Consider the following 20,425-nt stretch of genomic DNA (forward strand, 5'->3'; position numbering starts at 1 on the left):
CCGCCCACGCCGCGGCCGCCGCGGACCGCACGCACCGGCTTCGAAGGAGAAGCGATGAGCGAGATCCTGTTGCGCCTGAGTGTTCGGCCGCAGCCCTACCCCGACGATGTCCGTGCCCGGCTCGAACCGGACGCGAAGGAGATCATCGCCCGGTACCCGCAGCCCCGCTCGGCGCTGCTACCGCTACTCCACCTGGTGCAGTCGGAAGAGGGCTATGTCAGCAGTACCGGGATCGAGTTCTGCGCGGAGTTGCTCGGCCTCACCGGCGCCGAGGTGACCGCGGTCGCGACCTTCTACTCCATGTACCGGCGCACCCCCACCGGCGACTACCACGTGGGCGTCTGCACCAACACCTTGTGCGCGGTCCTCGGCGGCGATGCCATCCTCGCGGAACTACGCGAACACCTGGGGATCGCGCACGGCGAGACCACCGACGACGGCACGATCACCCTCGAGCACATCGAATGCAACGCGGCCTGTGACTACGCGCCGGTGATCATGGTGAACTGGGAGTTCTTCGACAACCAGACCCCGGAATCGGCCCGCGAACTGGTGGACGCGCTCCGCGCGGGCCGTACCGTCACCCCGACCCGCGGCGCACCGCTGTGTACCTTCCGGGACACCGCGCGGGTACTCGCCGGGTTCCCGGACACGCGGCCCGGCGTGCTCGACGGAGAGCCGGGCGCTCCGACGCTGACCGGTCTGGAGACCGCGCGCGAACTGGGCATGCGGGCCCCCGAGGTACCGGACGAGGACGGTGCCCGATGACCCTGACGCCCGTCCTCAGCAAGTACTGGAACCTGCCGAACTCCTGGACACTCGACACCTACCGGGCCCATCAGGGATACGAAGCCCTGCCGCTCGCGCTCGGTATGACACCGGATCAGGTGATCACCACGGTCAAGGACGCCGGGCTGCGCGGCCGCGGCGGAGCCGGATTCCCGACCGGTATGAAATGGGGTTTCATCCCGCAGGGCCCCGAACCCGACGGCTCGACGAAACCTCACTACCTGGTGGTGAACGCGGACGAGTCCGAACCGGGGACCTGCAAGGACATCCCGCTCATGCTCGCGGCGCCGCATTCGCTCATCGAAGGCGTGATCATCGCCGCCTATGCCATCCGCGCCGCGCACGCCTTCATCTATCTGCGCGGTGAGGTGGTGCCGGTACTGCGCCGGCTGCAGGCCGCGGTCGCCGACGCGTACGCCGCCGGGCTGCTGGGCCGCGATATCCTCGGCTCCGGCTACGACCTGGAGCTCACCGTGCACGCCGGCGCCGGCGCCTATATCTGCGGTGAGGAGACCGCTCTGCTGGATTCGCTGGAGGGCCGGCGCGGGCAGCCCCGGTTACGCCCGCCGTTCCCGGCGGTCGCGGGTCTGTACGCCAGTCCCACCGTGGTGAACAATGTGGAATCCATCGCCAGTGTGCCGCCGATCATCCGCAACGGCCCCGCCTGGTTCCGCTCCATGGGCAGCGAGAAGTCCCCGGGTTTCACGCTGTACTCGCTGTCCGGACATATCGCCCGGCCCGGCCAGTACGAGGCGCCGCTCGGTATCACCCTGCGCGAACTGCTCGGTTACGCGGGCGGGGTCCGTGCGGGCCGCTCCCTGAAGTTCTGGACGCCCGGCGGTTCCTCGACACCGCTGTTCACCGCCGAACACCTCGATGTGCCATTGGATTACGAGAATGTGATGGCGCAGGGATCGATGCTGGGCACCAAGGCACTGCAGATCTTCGACGACACCACCTGCGTGGTGCGCGCGGTGCTGCGCTGGACCGAGTTCTACGCCCACGAGTCCTGCGGCAAGTGCACCCCGTGCCGGGAGGGTACGTACTGGCTGGTCCAACTGCTCACCCGCCTCGAATCGGGCGCGGGCACACCAGCCGACCTCGACAAACTCCTCGATATCGCCGACAACATCAACGGCAAGTCCTTCTGCGCGCTCGGCGACGGCGCGGCCAGCCCCATCGTGTCCTCGCTCGAGTACTTCCGCGACGAATACCTCGCGCATATGACGCACGGCGGCTGCCCGTTCGATCCGGCCCGCGCGACCGCCTGGGCCGGATCCGCGGCCGGAGAGGGGATCCGATGACCGCCACCGTCCGTACCGATTCCGCCGATCTACAGCCGGCCGACCTGGTCACCGTCACGATCGACGGCACCACGGTCAGTGTCCCGGCCGGCACCCTGCTCATCCGCGCCGCCGAACTGATCGGTATCCAGATCCCCCGGTTCTGCGATCACCCGCTGCTCGCCCCGGTCGGCGCCTGCCGGCAGTGCCTGGTGGAGGTGGAGGGCCAGCGTAAACCCGTGGCGTCCTGCACCATGACGGTTACCGAGGGCATGGTGGCGCACACCCAGCTCGATTCCGCGGTCGCGGAGAAAGCGCAGCAGGGTGTGATGGAACTGCTGCTGATCAACCATCCGCTGGACTGCCCGGTGTGCGACAAGGGCGGGGAGTGCCCGCTGCAGAACCAGGCCATGTCCACCGGGCGGTCGGAGAGCCGCTTCGAGGGGGAGAAACGCAAGTATCCCAAGCCCATTCCGCTGTCGACCGCCGTCCTGCTCGATCGCGAACGGTGCGTGCTGTGCGCACGCTGCACTCGTTTCTCGCAGCAGATCGCCGGGGACCCCTTCATCGAACTACTCGACCGCGGCGCGCTCCAGCAGGTCGGCACCGCCGCGCACGAACCCCTCGATTCGTACTTCTCCGGTAATACCGTGCAGATCTGCCCGGTCGGCGCGCTCACCGGTACCGGCTACCGGTTCCGGGCCCGCCCGTTCGACCTGGTCTCCAGTCCGAACGTGTGTGAGCACTGTGCCTCCGGCTGCGCCCAGCGCACCGACCACCGGCGTGGGAAGGTGCTGCGCCGCCTCGCCGGCGACGATCCCGAGGTCAACGAGGAATGGAACTGCGACAAAGGGCGTTGGGCATTCGCCTACACGGGGGAACGGGACCGGATCACCGGCCCGCTGCTGCGCGGCGCCGACGGGGCGCTGGCGCCGTGCTCGTGGTCCGAGGCACTCGCGGCCGCCGCGCGCGGTCTGCGCGCCGGCGTGGGTAACGCGGCGGTGCTACCCGGCGGCCGGATCACCGAGGAGGAGGCGTACGCGTACGCCAAATTCGCGCGCACGGTGCTCGGTACCAACGATATCGACTTCCGGGCCCGGGCCCAGACGGCGGAGGAGGCGGATTTCCTGGGCGCCTGGGTCGCCGGGCACACCGGCACCGTCACCTACGACAGTCTGGAGACGGCCCCGGTCGTGCTCCTGGCCGGCTTCGAGCCGGAGGAGGAATCGCCCATCGTCTACCTGCGGCTGCGCAAGGCGGCCCGGACCCGAGGGCTACCGGTGTTCTCGATCGCGGCCTACGCGTCCCGCGGCCTGGAACGGATGTCGGGAACCCTCGTCCCGGCGGTCCCCGGCAGCGAGGCGAGGATCCTCACCGAACTCGGCGACCCCGGCCCCGAATCCGGACCGGCCCGGCTGCTGCGGGAACCCGGGGCGGTGATCCTGGTCGGTGAACGCCTGGCGACCGCTCCCGGTGCGCTGTCGGCGGCGATCCGGCTCGCCGCCGATACCGGCGCGGCGCTCGCGTGGGTGCCGCGGCGGGCCGGCGAGCGCGGCGCGGTGGAGGCCGGCGCTCTGCCCGGACTGCTCCCGGGTGGCCGGCCCGTCACCGACCCCGAGGCGCGGCGGCAGGTTGCCGAGGTCTGGGCAGTCACCGACCTTCCCGACCGCCCCGGCCGCGATACCGCATCGGTTCTCGACGGCACCCCCACGGTGGGCACGCTGGTGGTCGGCGGTATCGAACTCGCCGACCTGCCCGATCCCGCCGCGGCGCGGGCCACCCTGCGGGCCGCGGATTTCGTCATTTCGCTGGAGCAGCGGCACAGTGAGGTCACCGCGTACGCCGACGTCGTGTTCCCGGTGGCCACGGCGATGGAGAAATCCGGCACCTTCCGCACCTGGGAGGGTCGCCCTCGTCAGTTCGCTGCGGCACTCACCGACAGCACGGTGCGCCGTACCGCCGCGCCGCTGTCCGATCTGCGGGTGCTGCACAGTCTGGCGGCGGAAGTGGGTGTGGCTCTCGGTCTCCCCGACACCATCGCCGCCCGAGCCGAACTGGACCGTCTCGGTCCCTGGACCGGCGCCACGGTCGCGCCGCCCGCCCGCCCGGCCGCGTCTCCCGTCCACCCCGGACCGGGCACCGCGGTACTGGCGAGCTGGCGGATGCTGCTGGACCGGGGCCGGATGCAGGACGGTGAAGCGAATCTGGCCGGTATCGCGCGGCCGCCGGTGGCCAGGTTGTCGGCGGCGACCGCGGCGGAGGTGGGGGTCGCCGAGGGGGAACCGATCATCGTGACCACCCCCCGCGGCGCCGCAACCCTGCCGCTGGCCGTCACCGAGATGCCGGACCGGGTGGTATGGCTGCCCATGAACTCACCCGGGTGCTCGATCCACACCGATCTCGGCGCCCGACCGGGCGACGTCGTGACCCTACGGCGCGCCGACCAACGGACGGAGGCATCCGACCATGACTGATCTGTCCCTCTTCGGTCACGACCCGCTGTGGCTGGTCGCCGCCAAAGCCGTCGCCATTTTCGTGTTCCTGCTGCTGACCGTGCTGCTCGGGGTGCTGATCGAACGCAAGGTCGTGGCCTGGATGCAGATGCGGGTCGGACCCAACCGGGTCGGACCCAAGGGGCTGCTGCAGACGGCCGCCGACGGGGTGAAGATGGCGCTCAAGGAGGATATCGTCCCCGCGATCGTGGACAAACCCATCTTCGTGCTCGCGCCGGTCATCTCGCTTGTCTCGGCCGTCCTAGCTTTCGCCGTCATCCCGTTCGGGCCGCAGGTCTCCGTTCTCGGACACCGGACCGCCTTGCAGCTCACCGACCTGCACGTCGGGGTCCTCTACATCCTGGCGATCACCTCCATCGGCGTGTACGGGATCGTGCTGGCCGGCTGGGCCTCGGGTTCCACCTATCCGCTGCTGGGCGGCCTGCGCTCCACCGCGCAGGTGATCTCTTACGAGATCGCCATGGCGCTCTGCTTCGCCGCTGTGTTCCTGCTCGGGGGCACCATGGCGACCTCCGGCATCGTCGCCGCCCAGCAGCCCACCTGGTATGTGTTCCTCCTCCTGCCGTCGTTCCTCATCTACTGCATCTCCATGGTCGGCGAGACCAATCGGGCGCCGTTCGACCTGCCCGAGGCCGAGGGCGAACTCGTCGGCGGGTTCCACACCGAGTACTCCTCGCTGAAGTTCGCGATGTTCATGCTCGCCGAATACGTGAACATGGCGACGGTCTCGGCGCTGGCGACCACCATGTTCCTCGGCGGCTGGCGGGCCCCGTTCCCCGTCAACCTCTGGGAGGGCGCGAATTCGGGCTGGTGGCCGCTGCTGTGGTTCACCGCCAAGGTCTGGATGTTCCTGTTCGTGTTCATCTGGCTGCGCGGGACCCTGCCGCGGCTGCGCTACGACCAGTTCATGAGCCTGGGCTGGAAACTGCTCATCCCGACCTCGTTGGCCTGGGTGATGGTGGTGGCCACCGCCCGGGTTCTCGATCTCGAGGGGTACCCCGTGCGCACCCCGGTTCTGGTGATCGGTGGCCTGCTGCTCACCGGGCTCCTGATCGGCCTGTTCCTCCGGGCCGGGAACGCCCCGGCCCGCGCACCGGAGTTCGGTCCCGAAGACGATCTACCGGTGGGCAATGCCCTGCCGGGCGCGCCGGGCGGAAGCCAGGTGTTTCTGGGGTTCCCGACCCCGCCGCTGCCGGAGCGGACCTCCACCATCACCTCCTCCCCCGGGCTTTTCGAACCACTGGCGGGTTTCGCGGTCACCGCGCTCACCATGTTCAAGAAACCCAATACCGAGTTCTATCCCGAGGAGAAGGTCCCGACCGCACCGCGCTATCACGGACGCCACCAGCTCAACCGGTACCCCGACGGCCTGGAGAAGTGCATCGGTTGCGAGCTGTGCGCCTGGGCCTGCCCGGCCGACGCGATCTACGTCGAGGGCGCAGACAACACCGACGAGGAGCGTTTCTCTCCCGGTGAGCGCTACGGGCGGGTGTACCAGATCAACTATCTGCGCTGTATAGGCTGCGGCCTGTGCATCGAGGCGTGCCCGACCCGCGCGCTGACGATGACCAACGAGTACGAACTCACCGACGACAACCGCGCCGATCTCATCTACGAGAAGGACCGGTTGCTCGCCCCGCTGGCCCCGGAGATGCAGGCCCCGCCACACGAGATGCGGCCGGGCAGCACCGAGGCCGACTACTACCTCGGCCGGGTGGGCCCCGCGGCACAGCGGCCCACCGCCGATACCACGCCGGGAGGTCACCGATGATCGGCACCGAATCGGCCCTGCTGGCCGCGGCCCCGCTGACCGACGCCGGAACCGGTGAGACGGTGCAGTTCTGGATCCTCGCACCGCTGGCGGTGCTCGGTGCGCTCGGTATGGTCTTCGCGGCCAAGGCCGTGCACTCGGCGATCTGCCTGGCGGCCACCATGATCACGCTCGCGGTGTTCTATATCGCCCAGGACGCGCTGTTCCTCGGAGTCGTGCAGATCGTGGTGTACACCGGCGCGGTCATGATGCTGTTCCTGTTCGTCCTGATGCTGGTCGGCGTCGATTCGGCGGAATCGCTGCGGGAGACGCTGCGCGGGCAGCGGATCGCCGCCGGGGTGGTCGGCGTCGGTTTCGGAGCGCTGCTGTGCACGGGCATCGCGCACGGTATCCGCAATTCCGGAATCGAATTCCCGGCTACCGGTTTCCCAGGTCGTGACGTGATCGGCGCCCTGGCCGAACTGATCTTCGTACGCTACGTCTGGGCGTTCGAACTCACCGGCGCGCTGTTGATCGCCGCCACCATCGGTGCCATGTTGCTGGCCCACCGAGAGACCTTCGGCCCGAAGCTCGGCCAGCGGGAACTGTCGCGCCGGCGCTTCCGCGACGCCGGGCACCGGCCCACTCCGCTACCCACCCCCGGCGTCTACGCCCGGCACAACGCCGTGGACATCCCGGCGCGGCTACCGGACGGATCCTTCGAGGAGCTCTCGGTCTCGACCATTCTGCGGCACCGCCGCACGCAGGCGCTCACCGATGCCGCGGTGCTCTCGGTCGGTGCCGCGCCGGTCACCGGATCCGACGACGCCCGCACCGCCCGCCCGGCCGACGAGGAAGGTACCCGGTGAATCCCGAGAACTATCTGTTCCTTTCCGCGCTACTGTTCACCATCGGCGCGGCGGGCGTGCTGCTGAGGCGTAACGCGATCATCGTCTTCATGTGCATCGAGCTCATGCTCAATGCGGTCAATCTCGCATTCGTCACCTTCGCGCGGATGCACGCGAATCTCGACGGCCAGGTCTTCGCCTTCTTCACCATGGTGGTCGCCGCGGCCGAGGTCGTCGTCGGTCTGGCCATCATCGTCACCATCTTCCGCGCCCGCCGCTCGACCTCGGTCGACGACGCCAACCTGCTGAAGTTCTGACGTGCGCGGGTCACGCGCCGAGGCGGTAGCGCAGTGTGATCACGCAGCGCTCCCGAGCATGTCGAAAGGACACTGACGTGGATACCGCAACGCTGTGGCTGCTGCCCGCCCTGCCCCTGGCTGGTGCCGCCGTACTGCTGCTCACCGGGCGTCGCTCCGACGCATGGGGTCATCTGCTCGCCACCGTGACCGCACTCGCCTCCTTCGTGGTGGCGGTGATCGCCTTCGCCGCGATGCTCGGCCGTTCCGGCGCCGAGCGCGCGGTGGCGCTGGATCTGTTCAGCTGGGTCCCGATAGCCGGGCTCCAGGTCGACTTCGGGCTCGCGCTGGACCAGCTGTCCATCTGTTTCGCCCTGCTCATCACCGGCGTCGGCTCGCTCATCCATATCTACTCCGTCGGATACATGAGCCACGATCCCGGCCGCCGCCGGTTCTTCGCCTACTTGAACCTCTTCCTCGCGGCCATGCTGCTGCTGGTGCTGGCGAACAACTACCTGGTGCTGTATCTGGGCTGGGAGGGCGTCGGGCTGGCCTCGTATCTGCTGATCGGGTTCTGGTACCACAAACCGACGGCGGCCACGGCAGCCAAGAAGGCGTTCGTGGTCAACCGGGTCGGCGATATGGGCCTGGCGATCGCCATGATGATCATGTTCGCCACCTTCGGGTCCCTCGATTTCGGTGCGGTGTTCACCGCCGCCCCCGGGGCGAGCGACGCCACACTGACCGCCGTCGGTCTGTTCCTGCTGCTGGCCGCCTGCGGTAAATCCGCCCAGGTACCACTGCAATCGTGGCTCGGGGACGCGATGGAGGGCCCCACCCCGGTGTCGGCGCTCATCCATGCCGCCACCATGGTCACCGCGGGCGTGTACCTGATCGCCCGCTCGAATCCGCTCTACGATCTCGCGCCCACCGCCCGGGCCGCGGTGGTGGTGGTCGGCGCCGTGACCCTGCTGTTCGGCGCGATCATCGGTTGCGCCAAGGACGACATCAAGAAGGCGCTGGCCGCCTCCACCATGAGTCAGATCGGCTACATGGTGCTGGCGGTCGGCCTCGGTCCGGCGGGTTACGCGGTGGCCATCATGCATCTGCTGACCCACGGTTTCTTCAAGGCGGGCCTGTTCCTCGGGGCGGGTTCGGTCATGCACGCCATGGACGACGAAACCGATATGCGGCGCTACGGCGGGTTGCGGACCCTGCTGCCGATCACCTACATCACCTTCGGTCTCGGATATCTCGCCATCATCGGTGTGCCGCCGTTCGCCGGGTTTTTCTCGAAGGACCGCATCATCGAAGCGGCCTTCGCCGCCGAGGGAGCCGCCGCCCCGATCCTCGGCACCGTCACCCTGCTCGGCGTGGGACTCACCGCCTTCTACATGACGCGGGTGATGCTGCTGACCTTCTTCGGCGAACGCCGTTGGAAACCCGATACCCACCCGCACGAAGCCCCGGCCGTGATGACGGGCCCGATGATTCTGCTGGCACTCGGATCCCTCGGCGCCGGAGCGGTGTTCGTCTGGGGGTCCTCGTTGCAGAACTGGCTGGCACCGGTCGTCGGCGAGCACCACGGGGAACCGATCCTGCCGGTCCCGGTGATCACCGGGCTCGCCCTCGCGGTGGTCGCGGTGGGTGTCGGGGTCGCCTACCGGCAGTACGGGCGCGGCGCGGTACCCGACAGCGCACCGCAGGAGGTGACCGCGCTGACCGTCGCCGCGCGGCGCGACCTCTACGGCGACGCCGTCAACGAGGCCGCCTTCATGCGGCCCGGCCGGCACCTCACCCGCGCCCTGGTCTTCCTCGACAACCGCGGGATCGACGGTCTCGTCAACGGCACCGCCGCGGTCATCGGCGGTCTGTCCGCGCGGGCCCGCCGGATCCAGACCGGTTTCGTCCGTTCGTATGCCCTGTCCATGTTCACCGGCGCGGCCCTGGTGGCCGCCGCCCTGCTGGCCGTGAGGATCTGGTGAGCGCCGTGCCCTGGTTGTCCGTGCTCTGGCTGTTGCCCCTGGTGGGCGCGGCGGTCGTACTCCTGCTGCCGGCCGCGCAGCGACTACTGGCCCGCTGGGTCGGCCTGTTGTTCACCGTGGCCACCTTCGGTGTGGCGCTGGGGGTGGCAGCGGCCTTCCAACCCGGCGGCGAGCAGTTCCAGTTCGTCGAATCCCACACCTGGATACCGGCGTTCGGCGCCGGCTATACCCTCGGCGTGGACGGGATCGCGCTGGTCCTGGTGCTGCTCACCGCGGGGCTGGTCCCACTGCTCGTCATCGCCGGCTGGCACGACGACCGCGAGGTCGGCACCGGGAAGCGGGTCGCGCACACCTATATCGCGCTCACTCTCCTGGTGGAAGCGATGGTGCTGGTGTCCTTCCTGTCCCTGGACATCCTGCTGTTCTATGTGTTCTTCGAGGCCATGCTGATCCCGATGTACTTCCTCATCGGCGGTTTCGGGCCACGCACCGACGACGCCCAGGTCCGGCAGCAGCGCTCCCGCGCCGCGGTGAAGTTCCTGCTCTACAACCTCTTCGGCGGCCTGATCATGCTCGCCGCGGTGATCGGCCTCTACGTGCTCACCGTCCAGCAGGATCTCGGCTCCGGCGGCGCCGGCACCTTCGACCTGCGCACGGTGGTCGCGGCCGCCAATTCCGGACAGCTCGGCGCCGGGCCGGCGGTGCTCAACGCCCTGTTCCTCGGTTTCATGTTCGCGTTCGCCGTCAAGGCGCCGCTGTGGCCGTTGCACACCTGGCTGCCGGACGCGGCCGTCTCCGCGACCCCGGCGAGCGCGGTGCTCATGATGGCGGTGGTCGACAAGGTCGGCACCTTCGGCATGCTGCGCTACTGCCTGCTGCTGTTCCCCGCCGCGGTGGACACGTACGCGCCCCTGGTGATCACGCTGGCCGTGATCGGCATCCTCTACGGCGCGCTGCTGGCCATCGGCCAGACCGATGTCATGCGCCTGATCGCCTACACCTCCATCTCGCACTTCGGTTTCATCGTGCTCGGTATCTTCGCCATGACCAGTCAGGCCCAGACCGGCGCGACCCTGTACATGGTGAATCACGGCCTGTCCACGGCGGCACTGTTCCTGGTGGCCGGTTTCCTGGTGTCGCGGCGCGGCAGCCGGCTCATCGCCGACTACGGAGGCGTACAGAAGGTGGCGCCGGTGCTGGCCGGCACGTTCTTCATCGCCGGGCTGGCCACCCTCTCCCTACCCGGACTCGCCCCGTTCATCAGCGAATTCCTCGTCTTGATCGGCACATTCAGCAGGTACCAGGTGGCCGCCGTGATCGCGGCCGCGGCACTGGTCCTGGCGGCGATCTATGTGCTGTGGCTGTACCAGCGGATGATGACGGGCCCGGTTCGCGAGGGCAGTGAACGGATCCGCGATCTGGTGCCGCGCGAACTCGTGGTCGTGGTGCCGCTGCTCGGTGCCCTGATCTTCTTCGGCGTCTATCCGAAGCCGGTACTGGATTTCATCGACCCGGCGGTGAACCGGACCCTCACCACGGTCGGCAGTGTCGATCCCGCACCGCCGGTCCCGGCCCGGCCGGAGGCGGCGAACCCCGGAGGTGTGCATCATGAGCGCTGAGTTGTCCGCCGGCGCGGTCCTGGCCGCGACCGTACCGGCGCCGAGTATCGAATACCACGTGCTGGCGCCGATCCTCATCGTGTTCGGCGCGGCCGTCCTGGGCGTGCTGGTGGACGCGTTCTTCCCGCGCCCGTGGCGGTATCCCGCGCAGCTGGTACTGACCCTGGCGGCCCTGGTGGCCGCGCTGATCGCCGTCCTGCTGCTGTCGGGGACCGCGACGACGGCCGCAATCGGCGCGGTCGCGGTCGACGGGGTCACCCTGTTCCTCCAGGGCACGCTGCTGATCGTGGGCATTCTGTCGGTGCTGTTCGTCGCCGAACGCGGGCCGCTGCCCCGGCCGCGCTCCGGTCCGGGGACCTGGAGCCGCGCTGCCGCGACCGCCGACTACGGCATGGACGCGTTCACTCCGCAGGCCTCCGCCGTCCCGGGCAGCGGAGCCGAACGGTCGGCCGCGACCGCGGGTATCACGCCCACCGAGGTCTTCCCGCTCCTGCTCCTGGCCCTGGGCGGCCTGCTGCTGTTCCCCGCGGCCAACGATCTGCTCACCATGTTCGTCGCGCTGGAGGTTCTCTCCCTGCCGCTGTACCTGCTGTGCGGTCTGGCCCGGCGGCGCCGACTGCTCTCCCAGGAGGCGGCGCTGAAGTACTTCCTGCTGGGCGCGTTCTCCTCGGCGTTCTTCCTGTACGGGGTCGCCCTGCTCTACGGCCAGACCGGCACGGTTCGCCTCGCCGGAATCGCCGACGCGCTCGCCGCCGAGACCGGCACGCCCACTCTGGCGCTGCTGGGCGTCGCCATGCTGGCCGTGGGTTTGCTCTTCAAGGTCGGTGCGGTGCCGTTCCAGGCCTGGGTGCCCGATGTGTACCAGGGCGCCCCCACGCCGATCACCGCGTTCATGGCGGCGGCGACCAAGATCGCCGCGCTGGGTGCCCTGCTGCGTGTGCTGTCGGTGGGTGTCGCCGATATGGCCGACGACTGGCGGCCGGTGCTGGCCGCCGTCGCGGTGGCCACCATGGTGGTCGGCGCGATCCTGGCGATCACGCAGACCGATATGAAACGGATGCTCGCCTATTCGTCCATCGCCCATACGGGGTTTCTGCTCACCGCCCTGGTCGCCGCCGACGACCGCGGGATCGCCGCGACCCTGTTCTATCTGTTCGTCTACGGGCTGGGCACCCTGGGCGCCTTCGCGATCGTGAGCATGGTGCGCGAAACCGACGGGACGGAGGCGACGGCGTTGTCGCGCTGGGCCGGGCTCGGTCGCCGCGCCCCGTGGCTCGCCACCATGTTCGCGCTCCTGCTGCTGTCGTTCGCCGGTATCCCGATCACCGCGGGATTCGTCGCGAAATTCGCGGTCTTCCAGGCCGCGGCCGGTAGCGACGCCGGTCTACTGGTGATCGTCGGCGTGCTGGCCAGCGCGGTCGCCGCGTTCTTCTACATCCGGGTGATCGTGTTGATGTTCTTCACCGATCCGCCGGCCGACCCGCCCGAGGTCGTCGGCCCGCCCGCCGCGACCACGGTGGCGGGCGTCGCGGCCCTCACCACGTTGATCTTCGGCATCGTTCCGCAACCACTGCTGGATCTCGCCGACCGTGCCGGTGAATTCGTGCGATAGATCGAAGCGTCGGCTCCTTAGGGTGCCGGACCACACAGTTTCCGGAACGCCGCGTGCTCGGCCGGGGGCAACCCCGCCGACCACGCGGTGATCTGCGTTTTGGGCGGAGTCGCTTCGGCATCCGGTGCCTCCCCCGCCGACCCCTGATCACCGAGCGCCGACGGTGGTGGTCGACCGTGCGGCGAATCTCGGCGGAACCGGATACGGCGCGCTGCCCGGCCGCGCGTGCTTTCCCGGCCCGATGTGGTCATACGCACACGTCACATTTGTTGATCAGCGCAAGCAACAAACTTATAGTTGATTAGCGCAAGCAACTAATCAGGGCATGGAGTACGCATGGGAGTTCCCCCCGACACCGCACAGGGCATCCTCGACGAACTGTTTCTCATCAGTCGAGCGCTGCGCCGGTCCCTCGCCCAACCCGAGGAGGGCCGGCTGCTGCCGGGTGGGATCAGCGTCCTGGTCAATCTGGAGTCGGCCGGTCCGTGCCGGCAGGTCGACCTGGCCACGCATATCGGTATCAGCGCCTCGGCCATGAGCCGCCACATCACCGAACTGGTCGCCGACGGTTATGTCCTGCGCAATACCGATCCCAGCGACGGGCGCGCCATCCGCGTCGAGGCCTCCCCCGCGGGCCACGAACTCCTCGCCCGGATCCGCGAATCGCGGGTCCGGGGGCTGCAGGAGGTCCTGGCCGACTGGACCGTGGACGACGCCGAACACGCCCACCAGACCTTGCACGCACTCCGGAGCCGACTCATCGCCCGGGACAGTCGCCACGCGGCGACCGACAACCGGAAACATCCGCACCGCTCATCGTCCGCGGACATGCAGCGCAGCGTCACCGAAGAACACGAGCCGGAATCGAAAGAAAGTCAGGAGATAGATGTCTAGTCCAGTCGAGGCGGTGACGCGGCGAGACCCCCACGCGATGAGCCACCGTGAGGTTCTCGAATCGCTCACCGGGTTCTGGCCGCACTCTTCACCGCGCTGCTCAGCACCACGATCGTGGCGACCGCACTGCCCACGATCATCGGCGATCTACAGGCCTCACAGACCGCTTACACATGGGTGATCACCACCGCGCTGCTGGCCAACGCGGCCTCCACCCCCATCTGGGGCAAACTCGCCGACCTCTTCAACAAGAAGATCCTGGTCCAGACGGCCATCGTCATCTTCGTGGCGGGTTCGGTCCTCGCGGGTTTCGCTCACGATGTGACACTGTTGCTGACCGCACGCGTCGTCCAGGGCATCGGCATGGGCGGTCTGACCGCACTCGTCGTCGCCATCATCGGCAGTATCGTCGCACCGCGTGAACGCGGCCGGTACTCCGGTTATATGGGCGCGGTGATGGCCGTGTCCATGTCGGGCGGACCCATCCTCGGCGGCGTCATCGTGGACAGCCCGCTCGGCTGGCGCTGGTGCTTCTTCGTCTGCGTACCGCTCGCACTGGTCGCGTTGTTCCTGCTACAGCGCACGCTGCGGCTGCCCACCGAGCGCAAGGCGGACGTGTCCATCGACTGGCTCGGTGCCGTGCTGATGACCGCCGGCGTCTCGGTCCTGCTGATCTGGGTCTCCTTCGCGGGGAAGGCCGGCTACTACGAATGGTTCTCCCGGGAATCCCTGCTGTACGTGGTGGCGGGGGTGGCACTGCTCGCGGCGACCGTCTGGGTGGAGGCACGCGCCGAGTCGCCGATCGTGCCGCTGCGGATCGTCACCGAACGCACCACCGGCCTGGCCATAATCGCGTCCGTCGCGGTGGGTATCGGCATGTTCGGCGCGACCACCTTCCTCGGCCAGTACTTCCAGACCTCGCGCGGCTACTCGCCGACGATCGCCGGCATCCTGACCATTCCGATGGTCGCGGGTATGCTCGTCGCCTCGGTGGTCTCGGGTCAGCTGATCACCCGGTTCGGTAAGTGGAAGGGGTTCGTCGTCGGCGGCGCCACCCTCTTGGTGTTCGGTTTCGCCCTGCTCTCCTCACTCGACCACGAAACCAACCTCTGGCTGGTCGGCATGTTCATCGCGGTGGTGGGTCTGGGCGTCGGCATGATGATGCAGAACCTGGTGCTGGCCGTGCAGAACACGGTGAGCGTGCACGATATCGGCGCGGCCTCCGGCAACGTCGCCTTCTTCCGCACCTTCGGCGGCGCCATCGGGGTCTCGGTGCTGGGCTCGGTGCTGGCGACCCGCGTCGGCGAGCTGTCGGCCCAGGGGTTCGCCCGGCTGGGTATCCAGACTTTCTCGGGTGGCGGCAGCAACCTGGATCTGGACAGCCTGCCCGCACCCATCGCCGCTGTCGTGCGCGCCTCCTACGGCGACGCGACCGGCCGGATCTTCCTGATCGCCGCGATCGCCGCGGCGGTCGCCCTCCTGGCGACCACGCTGTTGCCGAACCGCGCGCTGCGCCGCACGATCGATATCAATTCCGACCTCGACCCGATGGGCTCCGGAGACGAGCCGGAGCGCGTCGGTGAGTCGGAGTCCGGCGCATCCGCCCGCCGGGAACCCGCGCTGCAGAGCTGAGCGGTTGGAGCTCGGCCGGACCCCGGGTATCGCGGTGATACCCGGGGTCCTCCGTATACTCCGGGCGTCGGCGGCCGGATTCCGCACCGGCACTGCGCTTCTCCCCGGCCGAGGATCTACGACCAGGTGTAGTATCGACGCGTGCCAGCCTCCGGACCGACCCCCGGACACCTGCGCGGAGCGTTCGTGGGCGTCCTGGCGTGGGCGGTGAGTATCGCCGCCCACGCCGCCGGTGGCGGGATGGGCGCTCTCGGATGTTCATCGACCGCCCTGCTGTTCGCCGGATGCGCGCTCGCCGCGGGCCCGGGGCACCAGCGCTCCTCCGCGAGCGACGACCCGATCACCGCCGCGGAGTCGGTGACGATCAGCGACCAAGGGGCCAAGGCCGCCGACGGCGGAATGTCGGCCGCCTTCGGTAAACTGCACAATGCCGGCGACCGGGAGATCACCGTCGTCGCGGCGAGCAGCCCGGTTTCCGCCACCGGCGAATTGCACGAAGTCGCCACCGACAGGGGCGGAACAACGTTCATGCGACCCAAGGCAGGCGAATCCGGTACCGAAGCCCCCGCGACCGAACCGTTCCACGGCACCCACCTCGAACTCGGGCCTGCTCTTCACCGCCTACCAGCGCGATGTGTCGGCCCAGTTCCTGCCGGTCCAGTAGCGGCTGGCCGAGTCCGACGCACTGAACGTCTGGACCACGCCGATCGGCTCGGCGGTTTTCGCCGTGCCGCCCGGAGACCGCGATGCCGACGAGTACATCGGCCAGACGCTGTTCGAATCGCGACCGCGCGGCCGATGCCGGTACCCGGCATCGGCATCGGCCGCCCGGATCAGGTCCAGAGCACAGCGATCAGCACATTGACGATCGCCAGGCCACCCGCCGCATCCGGCATCCACGCGGGATCCTTACCGCGTTTGGCGTCGGCCCGGCCCATTTCGGCGAAGGCGGCCACCAGCACGGAGATCACGAGCTTCACGGCGATCTTCACCATGTTCAGCTCTTTGTCCAGAGTGGTCAGTGATTCCGCCAAACCGACCAGCACCACACCGGTGATGATCTGCGCCCGGGCACCCCAGACCATCACGGCGTTCACAGTGGGCCGACCGGCGGCATATCCGCCGACCACCGCCGCCATTCCGAGCAGGTGGGTGACGACTACGACGTCGTAGACAATTTCCGACACGTTCACGGTGCAAGATCCTGCCAAATACGATGTGCGTAGGGCATCCGGCCACCGATGCGGCCCACGCGGCTCGGTAACCGCGGTGGTCTCGGTGGCACCGCGGTCGCTCGACGGGATTCGACTCGGTCGACGATCCGAGCCCGGGGCGGCTCTCCGCCGGTACGGCGGCCCTTCGGCGACCGGTTGGTCACGACCCCTGAAAGGCAACTACGGCACCGGCCACATCGCCGGCCTCGACGACACCGATCGGTGGGCCGGATCGCACAAGGTCGCGTCGGGTATCCGGTTGACCGAACACCGGAAGGCCACCGCCGGCATGGAGACCAGCCCCGCACACCGCGTTACCCATCCACGCGGCGCTTTCAGCAGCTCAACGCGATATCGCAATGCCACTTCTGATCACGGCGGTCGCGATGGACCAGGCCGCTCGGTAATATTGTCGAACGGCTCGATGTTGTCGATATCCTGCTCGTCAGCGGAGGTGACTGTGGTGAGAACGCTCTGCGGGCCGGTGCGGCTGCGGGGTGTGGTGTCGAAGAAGTCTCGGGCCGCATCCGGTCGACAGTACGAAACTTCACCATCGCGACATGCGTAATGACATCGCGGACCTGAATCACCTGCTGCGTTTGCTCGCCGGGCGGCTCCCCGACGGACAGCTCGATCATCGACGGCACGATCTTGCCGCGACTGAGCTGTGGGAGCTGGAAATCAACCTTCTCGGCTACTGTGCCGCGCACGCGATCCCGTTGCGGGAAGAGGAAATCGCGTTGCTACCGGAGGCGCGGGCGTGCCCGGGTGGCTCCCGGATCCGCAAGCTCACACGGTGGCGGGAGACCGATCGGATGCCGGAGTACCGATTCGAGCCTCTCGACGCCGAGGACTCCATGGCGGAGCGGCTGCTGCTCGATATGGTTCGCCGCGACCACCTGGCGGTGATCAGACTGCGTAAAGCGTGGCGGACACCGGCGAACGCGGCAGCGAAAAACCCGCCGACCGTCGTCTACATCGCAGAGTGCGCTCCGGGCAGCGACGTATCCCGCAGGTACGGCGCTTTCGATGTCGGGAGCCACGGCGATCAGATCGAAGTGGTCGCCGAAGGTGAGGACCTGCCGCCGTACCAGGCCGGCGCGCTCGCCGCGGGGCAACTCATCTGGACCTCACCCACAGTGATCACTCATCCGGACTCCACCGCGGCCGCTACTCCGGAGTCTCCCGATGATCACAGGCACCGGACGGGCGGCGGGGCGACACAGCTTGCTCTGGATGATCTGTGGGATTCGCGGCAGCAGATCGAATCCGAGTAGCCGGTGATGCCGGACCGGTTGAGAGCTGCCAGCGGCAGTCGATCTGCGCTGTCGGTGCATTCGTACGCTCTGGGGCTCGACGTCCTGTACTCGCCGCGTTCTCGATATCGCGACGACCGTGCTGAGCGCTGCTGCTACAGAGGCGACTCGGAGGCTTTGAGCGACAGGAACCGGCCGCTGCCGAAGGGGCGGTGGCACTCCCGCCACGTCATCAAAACACGGATCGGCTGCGCCGACGCCGACGGCGGGATCGCAGAACGCCTCGCGTAGGCCACCCCGTCGATGTCGCCCTCCAGCGATAGGGGAAAGATAATGCATAGGTGGCTGGACGAGTCATCGGAGTATCGGTCGCAGTCGATCTGTCGGCCTCTTACGCCGTACTTCGCTGCCCATCGTGGTGCGCGGACTGACTTCATCCGCGCTCGAACGACCCGCTCACGATTCACGCTCGCACCCCGGCTCTGCGGGCCCCAGCAGATCCCACCGATTGCCGGCAATGTCCAAGAAGACCGCGACCCAGCCATACGGCTCACACCGCGGTTGCGTCACGAACTCGACGCCTGCTGCCCTCAGCCGAGAATATTCCGACCGAAAGTCATCGACCCGCAGAAAGAACCCCACGCGACCAGCAAACTGATCACCGACTACGCCTGCTTGCCGCTCACCGTCCGCGCGCGCCAGTAGGAAACCGGTTTGCGCACCTGGCGGACGAACAATTACCCACCGCTTGGGCCTACCGTCGTTGGTCAGTGACGGCACGTCCTCTACCAGCTCGAAGCCCACTACCGCGACAAAGAAATCGATCGCCGGGTCGTACTCCTCGACCACGATCGCCACCAGCTCCAGATGCATCGTCCAAGCATAGAAGGATTCCACACGATCAGCCGACCGGTCCCGGCCCACCGGCAAACCGGCACCTTCCGCAGCCCACCGGTGGCTCGCTGCCCAACTACGGGGCGCTCCCTGGGTCATCCTCGATCTCGGCCCCGCCAATGAACACAGCGCCACGGACCGACCGCGGCGCTCACGCGCCACAGCCCGACCAGGCGTCAGGAACGCTACGTCGACCAGGGCGAGCATGAAGTACCGAAAAGACGAGACCCGCCACGAACAGACAAAAGGCCCGGGCGCTCGGCGCCCCGGCAAAGCGTCCGCGAAGGAATGCGAAGCCGTCCCACCACAGCGGATGGTCGACTCGGCAGTGGCCTCGTTGCTTGTCTACCAATGGACTTCGCCGAGCGGAACCGCGGGCACAATGATGATCGAATAGCCATCAGCCGCCGTTCAGTGAGGGTGTTCGCCGTGCAATGCCGGTCGAGCGCGCGGCGTCACCGGTCGAGCTGCTCCAGCAGTTGATCGTAACGGTTCGCGTCGTAGACCTCACCCGGAGTGAAAGGCGCAGTCTCACCGCCAATTCCGATATAACGCTGCCTCAGGGCTTCCAGCCCGAACGCCGTCACCGGATCAGCGCTCGGGTTTGATCGAACCCGGATCTCCCACTCCCCGTATCGGTGACTGCCTTCACGGACACATCTCGTGTAGTCGGGAAGAGAGCTGTAGAGGTCCTTGTTGAATTCCGCGAGTGCAGCAGGTTTCAGGCCGTCTCGCTCCAGTGACCAATTCATGAGTTGCCGAGACCATCGGCCGCTGTCCCCCATCAGCCATGGATGGATGGTGACGACACGTCGCTGCAATTCTGCGGCGACGCTGTAGGAGTCGTAACCCGGCATGCTCGTTGCGTCGTTGTACCAGTCGGCGACCGACTGTAGCTCAGCGCGAAAGTCATGGAATCTCGGATAAAGCAGAACACCGTGTTCCTGCATTATCGGGCCGGGCACGAACCACGACAGTGGATCACGGTCGATTGCCGCCTTCTCCGAGTCAGTCAGAGGTCGATCCAGTTCACGGTACCAACGGGCTCCCTCACGACCCGCATGCTTCGGTTCCATCACGAGTCCGAATTCCCCTGCCTTGAAGGGGGGTGGAACGTAGGAGAGTAACGGATTGCCATCGATCGCAGCGATCTCGTCCGCGGCGAGCGGCCTGGCCAGCCCGCCCCAACCCCGGCCGCGCCCGTCGGTGAGTACACCACCTGATTCCGGGTTGTCGGTATGCAACTGGAATCGTTTGTGCAGGTCTTGCATGAATTCGACGGTCAATGGTCGGCGGCCGTGCTCCCGAGCGGCACGCCGAGCTTCGAGGTGTCCCGCCCACTCGGCCTTTCCGAACAGGGTTTCGGGTCGTGGCTGGCCGGAGACGAAGGCGATGTCCAGAAACTTGCGGTCGATGAACAGTTTGGCCTCCAAAGCCCGCTCAGCATCGGTGTGTATGCCGAGCGCTGATTCGAGCCTGTGGATTGTGGTGTCGATCGGGCCGTCGGCCACGCCGTCATGATGAGCGGTCGCAACCAGCCGAGGACCGAAAAGCCCACGACCTGCCTGTTGGGATGTATCCGGCAGCACGGTCGACCAGGTCTTTCGGCCCGAATCCGCCTGCTCTATGTCGCGCCGGCATTGCTTGTCCACACCGATTTCGTGGTCGATCCCCCGCAGCGCAGGGCGAGCGACCTCCTCCCTGTATCGGCGGTTCGCGATATCGTCGGTCACCCTCTCGACATTGCTCTTCAAAATTTCGACGACTCGGCACATAGCCTTGCCGAAGCAGATGCTCACGAAATCCTCACCACTGGGCGGCTTCGGCGACGGGGAACGGC

General features: G+C 67.8%; 14 protein-coding genes and 4 pseudogenes. 15 read left to right on the forward strand and 3 right to left on the reverse strand.

Translation table 11 applies throughout. The annotated features are described in order from the left end of the window. Window positions 1-54 precede the first annotated feature (54 nt). The 14 genes and pseudogenes from nuoE to ABZV91_RS11920 all read left to right on the forward strand — a co-directional run. Window positions 55-768 (forward strand): NADH-quinone oxidoreductase subunit NuoE, encoded by a 714-nt coding sequence (gene nuoE / locus ABZV91_RS11855; protein WP_355239240.1) that lies wholly within the window; start codon window positions 55-57, stop codon window positions 766-768. Next, a complete protein-coding gene (nuoF, locus tag ABZV91_RS11860; protein ID WP_355239243.1) occupies window positions 765-2,093 on the forward strand; it encodes an NADH-quinone oxidoreductase subunit NuoF in 1,329 nt (442 codons plus the stop codon). The genes nuoE and nuoF overlap by 4 nt, the downstream gene beginning before the upstream one ends. Then, complete coding sequence (locus ABZV91_RS11865) at window positions 2,090-4,546, forward strand: NADH-quinone oxidoreductase subunit G (RefSeq protein WP_355239246.1); 2,457 nt, start codon at window positions 2,090-2,092, stop codon at window positions 4,544-4,546. Before nuoF ends, ABZV91_RS11865 begins: the two co-directional genes overlap by 4 nt. Next, window positions 4,539-5,738, forward strand: a pseudogene (gene nuoH / locus ABZV91_RS11870) (NADH-quinone oxidoreductase subunit NuoH); the annotation flags it as partial. The gene ABZV91_RS11865 and the pseudogene nuoH, both read left to right, overlap by 8 nt. A gap of 9 nt (window positions 5,739-5,747) precedes the next feature. After that, window positions 5,748-6,356 (forward strand): NADH-quinone oxidoreductase subunit NuoI, encoded by a 609-nt coding sequence (gene nuoI / locus ABZV91_RS11875; RefSeq protein WP_355239328.1) that lies wholly within the window; start codon window positions 5,748-5,750, stop codon window positions 6,354-6,356. Beyond that, the gene (locus ABZV91_RS11880) at window positions 6,353-7,204 is read left to right on the forward strand and encodes an NADH-quinone oxidoreductase subunit J (RefSeq protein ID WP_355239249.1); all 852 of its coding nucleotides are present in this window, start codon (window positions 6,353-6,355) and stop codon (window positions 7,202-7,204) included. Before nuoI ends, ABZV91_RS11880 begins: the two co-directional genes overlap by 4 nt. Then, a complete protein-coding gene (nuoK, locus tag ABZV91_RS11885; RefSeq protein WP_030519458.1) occupies window positions 7,201-7,500 on the forward strand; it encodes an NADH-quinone oxidoreductase subunit NuoK in 300 nt (99 codons plus the stop codon). The genes ABZV91_RS11880 and nuoK overlap by 4 nt, the downstream gene beginning before the upstream one ends. A gap of 77 nt (window positions 7,501-7,577) precedes the next feature. Continuing rightward, window positions 7,578-9,464, forward strand: coding sequence for an NADH-quinone oxidoreductase subunit L (gene nuoL, locus ABZV91_RS11890; RefSeq protein WP_355239253.1), 1,887 nt, complete (start codon window positions 7,578-7,580; stop codon window positions 9,462-9,464). Continuing rightward, window positions 9,461-11,083, forward strand: coding sequence for an NADH-quinone oxidoreductase subunit M (locus tag ABZV91_RS11895; protein WP_355239256.1), 1,623 nt, complete (start codon window positions 9,461-9,463; stop codon window positions 11,081-11,083). Before nuoL ends, ABZV91_RS11895 begins: the two co-directional genes overlap by 4 nt. After that, window positions 11,073-12,695, forward strand: coding sequence for an NADH-quinone oxidoreductase subunit NuoN (gene nuoN, locus ABZV91_RS11900; RefSeq protein WP_355239259.1), 1,623 nt, complete (start codon window positions 11,073-11,075; stop codon window positions 12,693-12,695). The genes ABZV91_RS11895 and nuoN overlap by 11 nt, the downstream gene beginning before the upstream one ends. Before the next feature lie 336 nt (window positions 12,696-13,031). Beyond that, window positions 13,032-13,589, forward strand: coding sequence for a MarR family transcriptional regulator (locus tag ABZV91_RS11905; protein WP_355239262.1), 558 nt, complete (start codon window positions 13,032-13,034; stop codon window positions 13,587-13,589). A 37-nt stretch (window positions 13,590-13,626) separates the two neighbouring features. Further along, window positions 13,627-15,221, forward strand: a pseudogene (locus tag ABZV91_RS11910) (MDR family MFS transporter). A 240-nt stretch (window positions 15,222-15,461) separates the two neighbouring features. Continuing rightward, a pseudogene (locus ABZV91_RS11915) lies at window positions 15,462-15,752 on the forward strand (copper chaperone PCu(A)C); the annotation flags it as partial. Between the two features lie 64 nt (window positions 15,753-15,816). Further along, window positions 15,817-15,996 (forward strand): annotated as a pseudogene (locus ABZV91_RS11920) (peroxidase); the annotation flags it as partial. A gap of 58 nt (window positions 15,997-16,054) precedes the next feature. Here ABZV91_RS11920 and ABZV91_RS11925 read toward each other — a convergent pair. Beyond that, entirely contained in the window at window positions 16,055-16,360 is a 306-nt protein-coding gene (locus ABZV91_RS11925) for a hypothetical protein (protein WP_355239331.1), read from the reverse strand. 635 nt (window positions 16,361-16,995) lie between these two features. Here ABZV91_RS11925 and ABZV91_RS11930 point away from each other — a divergent pair. Further along, window positions 16,996-17,712, forward strand: coding sequence for a hypothetical protein (locus ABZV91_RS11930; protein ID WP_355239265.1), 717 nt, complete (start codon window positions 16,996-16,998; stop codon window positions 17,710-17,712). 435 nt (window positions 17,713-18,147) lie between these two features. On the opposite strand, the gene ABZV91_RS11935 is transcribed toward ABZV91_RS11930, so the two are convergent. Then, a complete protein-coding gene (locus ABZV91_RS11935) occupies window positions 18,148-18,564 on the reverse strand; it encodes a VOC family protein (RefSeq protein ID WP_355239268.1) in 417 nt (138 codons plus the stop codon). A 476-nt stretch (window positions 18,565-19,040) separates the two neighbouring features. After that, window positions 19,041-20,384: a hypothetical protein gene (locus ABZV91_RS11940; protein WP_355239271.1), complete on the reverse strand. Its 1,344-nt coding sequence runs from the start codon at window positions 20,382-20,384 to the stop codon at window positions 19,041-19,043. Window positions 20,385-20,425: the final 41 nt, after the last annotated feature.

Origin of the sequence: Nocardia sp. NPDC004568 (genome assembly GCF_040609955.1) — a bacterium.
Lineage (GTDB): Bacteria > Actinomycetota > Actinomycetes > Mycobacteriales > Mycobacteriaceae > Nocardia.

What these genes read in the sequence shown, in the direction of transcription:
- nuoE (WP_355239240.1), top strand. Translation starts at nt 55, where the DNA reads ATGAGCGAGATCCTGTTGCGCCTGAGTGTTCGGCCGCAGCCCTACCCC.
- nuoF (WP_355239243.1), top strand. Translation starts at nt 765, where the DNA reads ATGACCCTGACGCCCGTCCTCAGCAAGTACTGGAACCTGCCGAACTCC.
- ABZV91_RS11865 (WP_355239246.1), top strand. Translation starts at nt 2,090, where the DNA reads ATGACCGCCACCGTCCGTACCGATTCCGCCGATCTACAGCCGGCCGAC.
- ABZV91_RS11880 (WP_355239249.1), top strand. Translation starts at nt 6,353, where the DNA reads ATGATCGGCACCGAATCGGCCCTGCTGGCCGCGGCCCCGCTGACCGAC.
- nuoN (WP_355239259.1), top strand. Translation starts at nt 11,073, where the DNA reads ATGAGCGCTGAGTTGTCCGCCGGCGCGGTCCTGGCCGCGACCGTACCG.
- ABZV91_RS11905 (WP_355239262.1), top strand. Translation starts at nt 13,032, where the DNA reads ATGGGAGTTCCCCCCGACACCGCACAGGGCATCCTCGACGAACTGTTT.
- ABZV91_RS11925 (WP_355239331.1), bottom strand. Translation starts at nt 16,360, where the DNA reads ATGGCGGCGGTGGTCGGCGGATATGCCGCCGGTCGGCCCACTGTGAAC.
- ABZV91_RS11930 (WP_355239265.1), top strand. Translation starts at nt 16,996, where the DNA reads ATGCGTAATGACATCGCGGACCTGAATCACCTGCTGCGTTTGCTCGCC.
- ABZV91_RS11935 (WP_355239268.1), bottom strand. Translation starts at nt 18,564, where the DNA reads ATGCATCTGGAGCTGGTGGCGATCGTGGTCGAGGAGTACGACCCGGCG.